We start from the raw sequence: 13,734 nt of genomic DNA on the forward strand, positions 1-13,734 counted from the left end.
TGAATTCAAGTCGCAAACTGACCGACGATTCATAGTTCATGTCCATGACCCCCTACCGCGGCCGCTTCGCGCCCTCGCCCACCGGCCCCCTGCACCCCGGCTCGCTGCTCGCCGCACTGGGCAGCTGGCTGCTCGCCCGGCACGCCGGCGGGCAGTGGTGGGTGCGCATCGAAGACGTCGACCCCCCGCGCACCGTTCCCGGCGCCATCGACCAGCAACTGGACTGCCTGGCCGCGCTTGGACTGGCCAGCGACGGCCCGATCGTGCGCCAGAGCCAGCGCGACGCCCTCTACCAGCGCGCCCTCGAGCGCCTGCTCGACGAAGGTACCGCGTTTGCCTGCCACTGCAGCCGCAGCGAGCTGGCCGACCAGCACGGCATCCACCACCATTGCGTGGCACGCGGCCTGCGCGCGCAACCGGCCATCCGCCTGCGGGTGCCGCCCGGCACCCGGATTGCCATCCACGACGGCCTGCGCGGCCCGCTGGAACAGGACGTCCACGCCGACGTCGGCGACTTCGTGCTGCGCCGTGCCGATGGCTACTGGGCCTACCAGCTGGCCGTGGTTGTAGACGACGGCGCCCAGGCCATCAGCCACATCGTGCGCGGCGCCGACCTCCTCGACTCCACCCCGCGCCAGATCCTGCTGCAGCGCGCGCTTGGCCTGCCTACCCCGGCCTACCTGCACCTGCCCCTGCTGCTGGACGCGCACGGCCGCAAGCTGTCCAAGTCCGACGCTGCCCGCCCGCTCGACCCGGCCCACCCCCTGCCTGCCCTGCGCCAGGCCTGGGCGGCGCTGGGCCAGGACCCGGCCGTGCTGCGCAACGCTGCCAGCGTGGACGCGTTGCTTGCCGACGCCCGTGCAGGCTTCGATCCGGCCCGCCTGCCGGCCCACGATATCCCTGCACCGGCCACGCCCGGCTGACGCCCCATTTGCCGCGGCGATGTTGCAGAATCCCCTTCCCCCTTGTTCGCCCAGCCTTTCGGAGTAGCAGCCCATGACATCTCGCGTCGCACTGGTCACCGGCGGTACCGGCGGTATCGGTACTGCCATCTGCCAACGCCTGGCCGACCAGGGCCATCGGGTCGCCACCAATTACCGTGACCACGCCAAGGCGTTGGCCTGGCGCGAGATGATGCTGGCGCGCGGCTGCGACGTGGCGATCTTCCCCGGCGACGTCGCCGACCCGGACACCGCCGAAGCCATGGTCCACGCGGTGGAAGCAGCACTCGGCCCGATCGAGATCCTGGTCAACAACGCCGGCATCACCCGCGACACCACCTTCCACCGCATGCGCGCCGACCAGTGGCACGACGTCATCAACACCAACCTCAACTCGGTGTTCAACGTCACCCGCCCGGTCATCGAAGGCATGCGCCGCCGCGGCTGGGGCCGGGTCATCCAGATCAGCTCGATCAACGGCCTGAAGGGCCAGTACGGCCAGGCCAACTACGCCGCCGCCAAGGCCGGCATGCACGGCTTCACCATCTCCCTGGCGCGCGAGAATGCCGGCTTCGGCATCACCGTGAACACCATTTCGCCCGGCTACGTGGCCACCGACATGGTGATGGCCGTGCCCGACGAAGTGCGCGCCAAAATCATCGCCGACATCCCCACCGGCCGCCTCGGCAAGCCCGAGGAAATCGCCTACGCGGTCGCCTTCCTGGTCAACGAAGAAGCCTCGTGGATCACCGGGTCCAACCTGGACATCAACGGCGGCCACCACATGGGCTGGTAGAGCCGACCGTTGGTCGGCTCCACGCAATCCCGGTAGAACCGACCGTCGGTCGGCTCCACGCAATCCCGGTAGAGCCGACCGTTGGTCGGCTGCACACAGTCCCGGTAGAGCCAACCGTTGGTCGGCTGCACACAGTCCCGGTAGAGCCGACCGTTGGTCGGCTCCACGCAATCCATCCAGAAAGGTAGGCGATCAAAGGCAGCCGACCAACGGTCGGCTCTACCGGGGTTTCTTCAAGAAAACGTTTGCAGGACTTTTTTACGCCTGCACACATTTACCCATTTGCAAATGCTGCACTCCGCGCAAATCCATGCTGCGCAACATAAAACCGGCCCTATACCCCGCCGCATGGGCCTTCCGGCGGTTGCATGTGCTGCTGCACTGCGCCATGCTGCCCGCCTACTGTGATGAGTGACCGCTTCATGGCTGCGAACCGCATTATCAAGAAATACCCGAACCGCCGGCTCTACGACACCGAAATTTCCAGTTACATCACCATCGAAGACGTGCGCCAGCTCATCCTCGACGGCGAAGATTTCGAAGTGCGCGATGCCAAGAGCGGCGACGACCTGACACGTTCAGTGCTGCTGCAGATCATCGCCGACCAGGAACAGGACGGTGAGCCGATGCTGTCCACCCAGCTGCTCAGCCAGCTGATCCGCTTCTACGGCGACTCCCTGCAGGGCTTCATGGGCAACTACCTGGAGCGCAGCATGCAGGTCTTCCTGGACCAGCAGCAGCAGTTCCGCCAGCAGATGGGCAATCTGCTCGGCCAGACCCCGTGGGCCATGATGAACCAGCTGACCGAGCGCAACCTGGAGCTCTGGCAGGACTTCCAGCGCAACATGGGCCCCGGCTTCGGCCCGCGCCCCGGTGGCACCTCCACCGGCACCGGCAAGCCGGACACCCCGGCCCCCGGCGCAGGCAAGACCCGCCGCTGAGGCAACGCCCGGCTCGGGGCAATGAAAAAGGCGCAGCCCCACGGCCGCGCCTTTTTCGTATCCGCCGCGCGCGATCAGCGCTTCGGCTTGGCACACCCGGTGCACACGCGCTCGACCGTGAAGCCCTTGGCCTTGAGCTTGTCCACCACGCCATCGTCGCCCAGCAGGTGCAGCGTGCCCACCACCACCAGCGTGCCGCCCTGCCCGGCCTGCAGGTACTGCTGCAGCTTGGGCACCCAGGCGTCATTGCGATCGGTATTGATGCGCTTGTACAGCTGCGGGTACTGACCACGCATCTGCGCGGCCATCGAGGTCCACAGCAGCTTGTCATCGCCGCGGCGCCACGCGTCGTGCAGCTTGCGCCCTTCCGCGTCGGCCTTGTCGGCCTGGTCCAGCGCCTCGGCCACCATCTGCTGCTGCTCTGCCGCCGACATTCCCGACAGCACCCCGACCTGCGTGTCGATGTCCTCCAGGCCGGAGGTCGGCTTGCCGGCCGTCGCGGCGCGCTGCATGAAGTGCCGATCCAGCCCGAGGTTCGGGTCCAGGCCCATCTTGGTGAACTGCCCCAGCGTGATGGTCAGCCCCACGAACCAGGGCTTCATGCCCTGCAGCTGCGCCAAAGGCAGATTGTTCGCGGTGGCGTAGGCCTGCAGCTTGCTCCACGTCGCCGGGTCCAGGTCACGCTTGAGCTCGGTACCGTCGGTGCGCACCGCCGCCTGCAGCATCTTCTGGGTCAGCTGCGGCGACTGCATGTCCTGCGGCGACAGCTCGAACACCACCCGCTTGGACGCCGCGAAGGCCTGGTCCACATCGGCCGCCAGCGGATAGTCCTGCGCACGCAGCAGGTGGAACGAACCCAGCAGGTACAGCCGGCTGTCGCCGGGGCCGGTCACCTTCCACAACAGCGGCACTGGCGGCGTGGCCTTGGCCGCCGGGGCGTCACCGCGCGCCTGCACCACGCCACTGCCCAACAGCAGGCTGATCATCAACACCGGGGACAGCATTCGCGACAACATCGACATGGTTCAGGCCTCTCCTTCAGGGGCATGGTAGGCCTGCTCGCCCGCGTCAATGCGCAGGTCCAGGCGGTTTTCCTGTGGCGCCAAGGGGCACGTTGCAAACGGGGTGAACGCGCACGGAGGATTGTAGGCGTGGTTGAAATCCACCTGCACCTGGCCGTTCGCATCCGGTGCAGGCACGTCCAGATAGCGCCCGGCCGGGTAGCTGCCGTGCCCGCTGGTGCGGTCGGCGAAGATCACGAACAGCTCGCGCCCGGGTTCGCCCAGCGCTTCCAGCCGCCAGGTGCGGCCGTCCCGCTCGAACTCCAGTGCGCCGGCATTGGGCATCTGCGTGGTCAGCCCGGTGATGTCCACGATGGGCAGGGTTTTGCCCGGCGCGTGCGGCACGAAGCGCGCGTTCACCCGCCACGACGGGCCGCCCGGCCAGTACTGCAGCCCGGTGAAATTGGCGCGGCTGGCCGCGTCGGCATGTTTCACCCGCAGCGCGTAGCGCTCGCCGCGATGGATCAGGCTCAACTGGCCCTTGCCGTCGTCGAAGGAAATCAACGTCGGGGCGGCGTCGCGGTCACTGGCAAAGCGGATGCGACCGGTAAGCGGCGTGTCGCCCACGCGCAGGGCAGCGCCACGCTCGGGCGTGAACCATACCGTGTCGCCGTCGCGCGCCACCATGCCCAACTTGGCCGGCCCGACCGCCAGGCGGATGCCACTGCCCGGCCCGCTGCCGATGTAGTGCGCCTTGTACTCCAGCCAATGCAGGCCCACCAGGCTGGTCCAGCCGTCGGCGGCGTGCAGTTCTTCGTAGCGCTTCTGGCGCCACTGCTGCTGTTCGGCGGCGAATGCCGGATCCTCCGCGGCAGCCACCGTGGGTGCCGCGTCTTTGTCGCCGCACGCGGCCAGCCCCACCGCCAGCATGATCGCGCCCAGCGCCCTTCCCCACCTTCGCATGATTGTCCCCTTCAACGTCCGCGCAGGAACCAGCGGTCGATTTCCGCCAGTGAAAAACGCGCCCAGGTCGGTCGGCCGTGATTGCACTGACCCGAGCGTTCGGTGATTTCCATGTCGCGCAACAGCGCGTTCATTTCCGGCACGGTCAGGCGCCGGTTGGCGCGCACGGCGCCGTGGCAGGCCATCGTGGACAGCAGTTCGTCGCGGGCGCTGGCGATGCGGCGGCTTTGACCGTGCTCGCGCAGGTCGGTGAGCACGTCACGCAGCAGGCCTTCCGGTTCGGCGTTGGCCAGCAGCGCGGGAATGCTGCGCACGTGCAACGACCCTGGACCGGAGCGGGTGATCTCAAAGCCCAGTGCCACCAGCGTGTCGGCTTCGCGCTCGGCGGTGTCGGCATCACGTTCGCCCACTGCCAGGGTGATCGGCACCAGCAGCGGCTGCGCGTGCAGGCCCATGCCATCGTGCGCGGTCTTCAGCCGCTCGTAGCCGATGCGCTCGTGCGCGGCGTGCATGTCGACCACGATCAGGCCTTCGGCGTTCTCGGCCAGGATGTAGATGCCGTGCAACTGCGCCACGGCGTAGCCCAGCGGCGGCACGCCACTGTCGGCCGCGGTGGCGGGCAGGCCGTTGTAGCTGGGTATCGGCGGCAGCGCAGCGGAAACGCCACCGGCAGGCGTGGCATACAGCGCGGCATAGGCCGACGGTGCATCGGCCACCTGCAGGCCCAGCGGTGACTGCTGTGGGCGCCACTGGCCGGCCATGCTGCCACCCCCGCCGCCACCCAGCGCGTAGCCGCCGCCGGGCGTGCCGTAACCGGCCGCACTGCCCGGCGCAGTGCCGGGCAACGCGTCCGCATCGGCGGCACCTGCGGTGGCGGTCATGCCGGCGCGCGTTTCGGCCAGCGCTTCCTTCAGCGTGCGGTAGACGAAGTCATGGATCAGGCGCGAGTCACGGAAACGCACCTCGTGCTTGGCCGGGTGCACGTTGACGTCGACCCGGGTCGGGTCCAGTTCCAGGAACAGCACGTAGGCCGGCTGGCGGCCGTGGAACAGCACATCGCCATAGGCCATCTTCACTGCGTGGGCCACGCTGCGGTCACGTACCGAACGGCCATTGACGTAGAGGTATTGCTGGTCGGTGCTGGCACGCGAATAGTGCGGCTGCGCGATCCAGCCATGCAGCCGCAGGCCTGCCCCGCTGTGGTCCACGCGCAGCGCCTGCGCGGCGAAATCCTCGCCCAGGGTTTCGCCCAGGCGCGTATCGGAATACAGATCGCCGGGCTTATAGCGGCGCGAGGGCTTGCCGTTGTGCGACACCCGCAGTTCCACGTCCGGGCGGGCCAGCGCCAGCGACCGCAGCCACTCTTCGATATGGCCCAGCTCGGTGCGTTCGGCGCGCAGGAACTTGCGCCGCGCCGGCACGTTGTAGAACAGCTCGCGCACTTCCACCGTGGTGCCCGGCGCATGCGCGCGCGGGGTGACCTCGCCGAGCTTGCCGCCTTCGATCTGCAGTGCCGAACCGTGCGCATCGCCAGGACGGCGCGAGGCCAGGGTGAAGCGGCTGACCGAAGCGATCGAGGGCAGCGCTTCGCCACGGAAGCCGAGCGTGGCCACCGCTTCGAGGTCGTCCAGGCTGGCGATCTTGCTGGTGGCGTGGCGGGACACCGCCAGCGGCAGTTCCTCCGGCGCGATGCCCCCGCCATCGTCACGGATCCGGATCAGGCGCACGCCGCCCTCTTCCAGGTCGATGTCCACGCGGGTGGCACCGGCGTCCAGTGCGTTTTCGACCAGTTCCTTGACCACCGACGCCGGGCGCTCCACCACCTCGCCGGCTGCGATCTGGTTGATCAGGATCTCGGGCAGCTGGCGGATGCTCATGCGTCGCTCCCGCAGCGGGAACAGGCGACGGCGGAAGCGAGGGGGAATCGGGGGCTGTACGTCATCGACAGATGATAGCGTAGGCCGGTAGAGCCGACCGTTGGTCGGCTGCTCTGCGATGGGGCAACACCGGCGCGGAACCAGACGCGGGCGCGCTTCGCGCGATAGCCGACCAACGGTCGGCTCCACGTGGCGGGGATCATCGCCCCGGACCGGCCCCATACCCGGTAGAGCCGACCGTTGGTCGGCTGCTCTGCGATGGGGCAACACCGGCGCGGAACCGGATGCGGGCGCGCTTCGCGCGATAGCCGACCAACGGTCGGCTCTACGTGGCGGGGATCGTCGCCCCGGACCGGACCCATACCCGGTAGAGCCGACCGTTGGTCGGCTGCTCTGCGACGGGGCAACGCGGGCGCGGAACCTGACGCGGGCGCGCTTCGCGCGATAGCCGACCAACGGTCGGCTCCACGTGGCGGGGATCGTCGCCCCGAATCGGACACATACCCGGTAGAGCCGACCGTTGGTCGGCTGCTCTGCGATGGGGCAACACCGGCGCGGAACCGGATGCGGGCGCGCTTCGCGCGATAGCCGACCAACGGTCGGCTCTACGTGGCGGGGATCGTCGCCCCGGACCGGACCCAGACCCGGTAGAGCCGACCGTTGGTCGGCTGCTCTGCGACGGGGCAACGCGGGCGCGGAACCGGACGCGGGCGCGCTTCGCCCGATAGCCGACCAACGGTCGGCTCTACCCGGTTCATCCGGATGGTTACGTGTGGGGCCAGCCAACCAACGGTCGGCTCTACCCGCAGATAATCCGCGTTGCGGATTATTTGCTGCCGCCGGCTACTGTGCTGGCGGCCTGGATCTCGGCTTCGGCGCGGGCGGCGTAGAGCGTGCCCGGCGGCGGTTGGCGGCTGAAGAAGGTGTGCACGCCATCGAGCACCGCACCGGCGATCTGGCGCTGGTAGGCCGGGTCGATCAGGCGACGCTCTTCATCCGGGTTGGAGATGAAGGCGGTTTCGACCAGCATCGCCGGCATGTCCGAGGTGCGCAGCACCGCGAAGTTGGCACGTTCGATGTTGGGCTTGTGGTTCTTGCCAATCCGCTTGAGCCCGCCCAGCACGTGGCCGGCGGCATCTTCGGATGCCTTCATGTACCCGCTCTGGGCCAGGTCCAGCAGCACGTTGGCCAAGGTGCCCTCGGTCTGCTGCAGGCGCACGCCACCGACCAGATCGGCGGCGTTCTCCTTGTCGGCCAGCCAGCGTGCACGCTGCGACGAGGCGCCCTTGGTCGACAGCACGTACACCGACGACCCCGTGGCGGCACGGTTTTCAGCCGCGTCGGCATGGATCGAAATGAAGATGTCGGCCTTGGCCGAACGGGCCTTCTGCGCGCGCATCGGCAGCGGAATGAACACGTCGGTGTCGCGGGTCAGGAAGGCTTTCAGGCCGGGCGTGGCATTGACCTGGCGCGCCAGTTCACGCGCCACTGCCAAAGTGATGTCCTTTTCCCGCTTGCCGGTGGGGCCCACCGCACCGGGATCCTGGCCACCATGGCCGGGATCGATCGCCACCACCAGCTGGCGCATGCCCGGTCGCATCTTGATCCGCGAGATTTCGCTGGGCATCACCGGGCGCGGCGGCTCGGCAGGCACAACGACCGGCGTCGGCGCAGGCACCACCGCAGCAGTGGCCTGGCCAGCCAGGATCGCCGCCGGGGTGGCCGAGTTGCTGGCCGCATTGGCATTGCCGGCGGCCGCCACGTTCACCGCGGCAGCAGCCGGCGGCGCCGGCGTCGGCACCGGCGTGGCGGCCGTGGCGCTGGCCTGCTGGCGCACCGAGGCGGTCAGCAGTGCGGTGGCACGCGCTGCATCGCTGCGCGCCTGGGCTGCGTTGGCGGCCGTCTGTACCGGCGGCGTGGCGCCCGCGACCGTCCCTGCCGGGGCAGGTGCGGGCGCCGGGGCCTGTGCGGGGGCAGGCGTGCTGGCCACACTGGACGGCGCATCGCCCGGCCATTCGATCACCAGACGCGACTCGTCGCCCTGCTTGATCATCTGCGGCCGGAACGGCGCGACCGATTCGGCCAGGTCGAACACCACCCGGAACGTACCGGGCACCGGCTGACCAGTGCGCACGGCCGTGACCACGCCCTTGGGCACAGGCAGCTTGAGATTGCGTACCGCGCTGGAGTCCGGGAAATCCACCACCAGACGGTTCGGGCCGGCCAGGGTCAGGGTCTTGTAGCCACCGCTGCCGGACAGCGCGATTTCCGCGCGCGTGCCGGTGGCACCGGTCTCCAGACCCACCTGGCGCACTTCGCCGGCCCACGCCAGGGCGCTCGCCAGACAGAGTCCGACGGCGGCACAGATGGCGGTGAGTGGTTTCCCCATTGGCATAGGTCAGGATTCAATCACCGCCCTGAATGAAATGCAACTCCTTTTCCCTTAATAATCCGTAACCTGCCGGTGTTTCCTAGTGTCAGCCGACAGAAAGGGCCTGCAAGTCGCCCCCTTGTGGCAACCGGCCGAGCCATTCGCGACCCGCGTCGCTGGTCGCATTGAGACGCACCCGACGTCCCTGCCCCTCGATCTCCAGCGCCACGATCAGGTCGGTGGGGGGCAGCGCGCCCGCGCCGCGCTCGGGCCATTCGATCAGCCACAGCGAGGCGCTGCCCTCGTCCAGCCCCAGGAAATCCAGCTCATCGGCCTGGCCGATGCGGTATAGATCCAGGTGCCAGGCTTCGTGACCGTCGGCCAGCGGATAGCGCTCCACCAGCGTGTAGGTGGGACTGCGGATGGCCCCCTGTACGCCCAGCGCGCGCAGCAGCGCACGCGCCAGCGTCGACTTGCCCGCGCCGAGGTCGCCCTGCAGCTGCATCACCGCCTGGGGCGGACGGGTCGCGGCCAGCCACTGCCCAAGCAGATCGGTGTCGTCGGTCTGGGCGAGGAAAAACGTGATCATGCGGGTCGAGGTTCCGGATTCACCAGCCGGCGCAGCGGCACCAGCAGGTCGGTGGGGAGCAGGCCACGCTGGCCCTCGCTGGCGGCGGCGTCGCCGGCCAGCCCATGCAGCAGTGCACCACTGGCGGCCGCATCGAAGGCGTCCAGCCCCTGTGCGCGCAGCGCGGCGATGATGCCGGTCAGCAGGTCGCCCATGCCACCCACGGCCATGCCCGGATTGCCCGCCGCGATCACCCGTGGCAGTTGGCCGGGGGCGGCGATGATGCTGCCGGCGCCCTTGAGCACCACCACGGCGTGGAAGCGCTCGGACAGGGCCTGGGCGGCCGCAAAACGGTCGGCCTGGATCGTGGCCGTGTCCACCGCGAGCAGGCGCGCCGCCTCGCCCGGGTGCGGTGTCAGGATGGCGTCGTGCAGCGGCTGTGGCGCGGCCGCGAGCAGGTTCAGCGCATCGGCGTCGACCACCAGCGGCCTGCCACTGCCCAGCACCTGCCGCCACAGCTCGCGCGCCCAGTCGTCCTGGCCCAGTCCCGGCCCGATCGCGATCACGCCGGCCCGCGCCAGCAGGGCCTGCAGGGCCTGCGCGTCTTCCACCGCGTGCGCCATGGCCTCGGGCAGGCGCGCCAGCAGCGGAGCCACGTGCAGCGCCTGGGTGGCAATGCTGACCAGCCCCGCGCCGGCACGCAACGCTGCCTCGCCGGCCAGCATCACCGCGCCGCCACTGCCGCGGTTGCCGCCCACGCACAGCACGTGGCCCGATTCGCCCTTGTGGGTATTGGCACGCCGCGCCGGGAGTTGCCCGGCCAGCCGGGGCGCCTGCCATGGCACGGCGCTGGCGGTCACCTGCGCGTCCGCGCCGTCGGGCAGCTGCAACGGTGCCAGACGCCGCGCACCCACGTGTTCCAGCGCCGCGCCGGTATACAGGCCCTGGTGGCAGACGATGAACTGCAGGGTCACGCGGGCGCGCACCGCACTGCCTGGCACCGCGCCGGTGTTGGCGTCCACGCCGCTGGGTACGTCCAGCGCCAGGACCGGCACGCCGGCCTGGTTGATGGCCTCGATCAGCGCCGCTGCCTCGCCGTCCGGCGCGCGGTTCAGGCCCAGCCCGTACAGCGCATCCACCACGACATCGGCCGGGGGCAATGCACCGTCAAACACCGCCACCTGCCCGCCGTCGTCCTGCCAGGCCTGCTGGGCCGCACGGGCCAACGCGGTGCCCGCGTCATCGGTGGCCAGGCGCAGCACATGGACCGCGCGCCCGGCCTGCCGGGCCAACCGGGCCAGCACATAGCCATCGCCGCCGTTGTTGCCGGGCCCCACCACCACGCACAGGCGCTGGGCCTGCGGCCATTGTTCCAGCAGGCACTGCCAGGCGGCCTGCCCGGCCTGGTCCATCAGCGCGGCACCGCCATCGCCGAGCAGGGCGCTGGCACGCGCATCGATCTGGCGCGCGGCAGGTATATCGAACAGTTCAGCAAGCTTGGGCATGCCGGGATTCTATACTTCCCCCCATGTCTGCTGTGCCCCTCCCCGCCCCCGTCAACCTGGCCCGCGCCACCGAGCGCGTGCGCGAGATCGCGCGTGCGCATGGCTTCCAGCGCTGCGGCGTGTCCGGCATCGAACTGGGCGAGGACGAAGCGCACCTGGCCGACTGGCTGGGCAAGGGCCTGTACGGCACCATGGACTGGATGGCCCGGCACGGCACGATGCGCGCGCGCCCGGCCGAGCTGCTGCCCGGCACCGTGCGGGTAATCTCGGTCGGCATGGACTACGGCCACAAGGACGACGCACAGGCGTGGGACACCCTGCACGATGGCGACCGTGCCTACGTGGCGCGGTACGCGCTGGGCCGCGATTACCACAAGCTGATGCGCAACCGCCTGCAGAAGTTCGCCGATGCGATCGCCGCCGAGATCGGCGCGTTCGGCTACCGGGTGTTCGTCGATTCGGCGCCGGTGCTGGAACGCGCCCTGGCGCGCAATGCCGGGCTGGGCTGGATCGGCAAGCACACCTGCCTGATCGACAAGCAGGGCGGCTCCTGGTTCTTCCTCGGCGAGATCTACATCGACCTGCCGCTGCCGGTGGACACGCCGGCCACGGCGCACTGCGGGACCTGCACGCGCTGCATCGACGTATGCCCCACCCAGGCCATCATCGGCCCGCAGCGGCTGGATGCGCGGCGCTGCATTTCCTACCTGACCATCGAGCACGACGGCGCCATTCCCGAAGACATGCGGCCGTTGATGGGCAACCGCATCTACGGCTGCGACGACTGCCAGCTGGTATGCCCCTGGAACAAGTTCGCGCGGCGCACCGACGAGCCGGACTTCCGCGCCCGCAACGATCTGGATACCGCCTCGCTGGCGCAGCTGTTCGCGTGGGAGGAAGACGAGTTCCTGCGCCGCACCGAAGGCAGCCCGATCCGGCGCAGCGGCCACGAGCGCTGGTTGCGCAACATCGCCGTGGCGCTGGGCAATGCGCCCACCAGTGCGCAGACGCTGACGGCGCTGGAGGCGCGCCGCGCGCATGCCTCGCCGATCGTGCGCGAACACGTGGCCTGGGCCCTGCAGCAGCACGCCGCGCGAAACCCCGGCGCATGACGCTTGTGCGACCATGGGCGCCCGTTCGTACCGTTTGACCTGTCCATGGACCGCAGCGCGCAGATCCTCACGCCCAGCCAGCTCAACATCCTGGCCCGCGACCTGCTGGAAGGCGCTTTCCCGCTGATCTGGGTGGAAGCCGAGCTGGGCAGCGTGACCCGCCCGGCCTCGGGGCACATGTACTTCACCCTGAAGGACGCACGCGCGCAGATCCGCGCGGCGTTGTTCAAGCCCAAGAGCCAGTGGCTGAAATTCGTGCCGCGCGATGGCATGCGCGTGCTCGCGCGCGGCCGGCTGACCCTGTACGAAGCGCGGGGCGAGTACCAGCTGGTGCTGGACCACATGGAAGAAGCCGGCGAAGGCGCCCTGCGCCGCGCCTATGAGCAGCTCAAGGCACGGCTGGAGGCCGAGGGCCTGTTTGCCGCCGAGCGCAAGCGGTCGATGCCGGCCCATGTCCGCCGGCTGGCGGTGATCACCTCGCCCACCGGCGCGGCGGTACGCGACGTGCTCAGCGTGCTGGAACGCCGCTATCCGCTGCTGGAAGTGGACCTGCTGCCCAGCCTGGTGCAGGGCGACAGCGCTGCCGCGCAGATCACCGCGCTGCTGCGCGCGGCCGATGCCAGCGGCCGCTACGACGTGATCCTGCTGACCCGCGGCGGTGGCTCGCTGGAAGACCTGTGGGCGTTCAACGACGAACACCTGGCCCGCGCGATTGCGGCCAGCAGCACCCCGGTGGTGTCTGCGGTGGGCCACGAAACCGACTTCAGCCTGGCCGATTTCGCCGCCGACCTGCGCGCGCCCACGCCGTCGGTGGCGGCCGAGCTGCTGGTACCCGACAAGCGCGACCTGCAAGTGCAGGTGCGCCGTCTGGCCGCCCGCATGGTGCAGCTGCAGCGCCACGGCCTGGGCCAGGCCATGCAGCGCGCCGACCGCGCCCTGCTGCGCTTGAATGCCCAGGGCCCGCAAGCGCGCCTGCAGTTGCTGCAGCGGCGCCAGCAGGACCTGGGCCGGCGCCTGGACGCGGTATGGCGGCAACAGCAGGAACGCCGGCAGGCGCAGCTGCGGCACGCCGCCGTGGTGCTGCGCAACGGCCATCCGCAGCGTCGCCTGGATGCACTGCGCGAGCGGCTGCAACGGTTGATGCCGCGCGCCGACGCGGCCATCGGGCGCCAGCTGCAACGCAACCAGCTGCACCTGCGCGGCCTGGCCCGCTCGATGGAGGCGGTGAGCCCCCTGGCCACCGTGGCCCGCGGCTACAGCATCCTCACCCGCGACGACGATGGCAGCCTGGTACGCTCCCCGCTGCAGGTACGCCCCGGCGACGCGCTCACCGCGCGCGTACAGGACGGCGCGATCAACGTCGTAGTGAAACAAACCCCGTAGAGCCGGGCTCTGCCCGGCTGCACGCGATCAATGATCACCACGACCTGACGGAAGCCGGACAGAGCCCGGCGCTACGTCAGCGTTCCGTCGATTACAACGTCCTGACCCGCCCGCGTCCCCGTAGAGCCGGGCTCTGCCCGGCTGCACGCGATCAATGATCGCCACGACCTGACAGAAGCCGGGCAGAGCCCGGCGCTACGTCAGCGTTCCGTCGGTTACACCGTCCTGACCCGCCCGCGATTTCGTAGAGCCGGGCTCTGCCCGGCTGCACGCGAT

11 protein-coding genes are annotated in these 13,734 nt (G+C 69.6%); 5 read left to right on the top strand and 6 right to left on the bottom strand.

Going from position 1 to position 13,734, the window contains the following annotated elements:
• Positions 1-38: 38 nt before the first annotated feature.
• The 3 genes from gluQRS to phaR all read left to right on the top strand — a co-directional run bounded on the left by gluQRS (position 39) and on the right by phaR (position 2,678).
• Entirely contained in the window at positions 39-923 is an 885-nt protein-coding gene (gene gluQRS, locus GQ674_RS12225; protein ID WP_159497295.1) for a tRNA glutamyl-Q(34) synthetase GluQRS, read from the top strand.
• Between the two features lie 73 nt (positions 924-996).
• Positions 997-1,737 carry an acetoacetyl-CoA reductase gene (phbB, locus tag GQ674_RS12230; protein ID WP_159497296.1) on the top strand — a complete coding sequence of 247 codons (741 nt, stop codon included), beginning with the start codon at positions 997-999 and terminating at the stop codon, positions 1,735-1,737.
• A 422-nt stretch (positions 1,738-2,159) separates the two neighbouring features.
• Positions 2,160-2,678, top strand: a complete 519-nt coding sequence (gene phaR / locus GQ674_RS12235; protein WP_159497297.1) for a polyhydroxyalkanoate synthesis repressor PhaR — start codon at positions 2,160-2,162, stop codon at positions 2,676-2,678.
• A gap of 74 nt (positions 2,679-2,752) precedes the next feature.
• On the opposite strand, the gene GQ674_RS12240 is transcribed toward phaR, so the two are convergent.
• The 6 genes from GQ674_RS12240 to GQ674_RS12265 form a co-directional block, all read right to left on the bottom strand.
• Complete coding sequence (locus GQ674_RS12240) at positions 2,753-3,664, bottom strand: TraB/GumN family protein (protein ID WP_236546305.1); 912 nt, start codon at positions 3,662-3,664, stop codon at positions 2,753-2,755.
• Between the two features lie 39 nt (positions 3,665-3,703).
• A complete protein-coding gene (locus tag GQ674_RS12245; protein ID WP_159497299.1) occupies positions 3,704-4,642 on the bottom strand; it encodes a DUF1684 domain-containing protein in 939 nt (312 codons plus the stop codon).
• Between the two features lie 11 nt (positions 4,643-4,653).
• Entirely contained in the window at positions 4,654-6,519 is a 1,866-nt protein-coding gene (gene mutL, locus GQ674_RS12250; protein WP_159497300.1) for a DNA mismatch repair endonuclease MutL, read from the bottom strand.
• 826 nt (positions 6,520-7,345) lie between these two features.
• A complete protein-coding gene (locus GQ674_RS12255; RefSeq protein ID WP_159497301.1) occupies positions 7,346-8,908 on the bottom strand; it encodes an N-acetylmuramoyl-L-alanine amidase in 1,563 nt (520 codons plus the stop codon).
• 88 nt (positions 8,909-8,996) lie between these two features.
• Complete coding sequence (tsaE, locus tag GQ674_RS12260; protein ID WP_159497302.1) at positions 8,997-9,479, bottom strand: tRNA (adenosine(37)-N6)-threonylcarbamoyltransferase complex ATPase subunit type 1 TsaE; 483 nt, start codon at positions 9,477-9,479, stop codon at positions 8,997-8,999.
• Positions 9,476-10,963 carry an NAD(P)H-hydrate dehydratase gene (locus tag GQ674_RS12265; protein WP_159497303.1) on the bottom strand — a complete coding sequence of 496 codons (1,488 nt, stop codon included), beginning with the start codon at positions 10,961-10,963 and terminating at the stop codon, positions 9,476-9,478. The genes tsaE and GQ674_RS12265 overlap by 4 nt, the downstream gene beginning before the upstream one ends.
• Positions 10,964-10,986: 23 nt before the next feature.
• On the opposite strand from GQ674_RS12265, the gene queG reads away from it, so the two are divergent.
• On the top strand, positions 10,987-12,075 hold the full coding sequence (gene queG / locus GQ674_RS12270; RefSeq protein ID WP_159497304.1) for a tRNA epoxyqueuosine(34) reductase QueG: 1,089 nt from the start codon (positions 10,987-10,989) through the stop codon (positions 12,073-12,075).
• Positions 12,076-12,120: 45 nt separating this feature from the next.
• Positions 12,121-13,458, top strand: coding sequence for an exodeoxyribonuclease VII large subunit (gene xseA, locus GQ674_RS12275; RefSeq protein WP_159497305.1), 1,338 nt, complete (start codon positions 12,121-12,123; stop codon positions 13,456-13,458).
• The last annotated feature ends 276 nt before the right edge of the window (positions 13,459-13,734 follow it).

It is taken from the genome of Stenotrophomonas sp. 364 (assembly GCF_009832905.1).
Classification (GTDB): domain Bacteria; phylum Pseudomonadota; class Gammaproteobacteria; order Xanthomonadales; family Xanthomonadaceae; genus Stenotrophomonas; species Stenotrophomonas maltophilia_AP.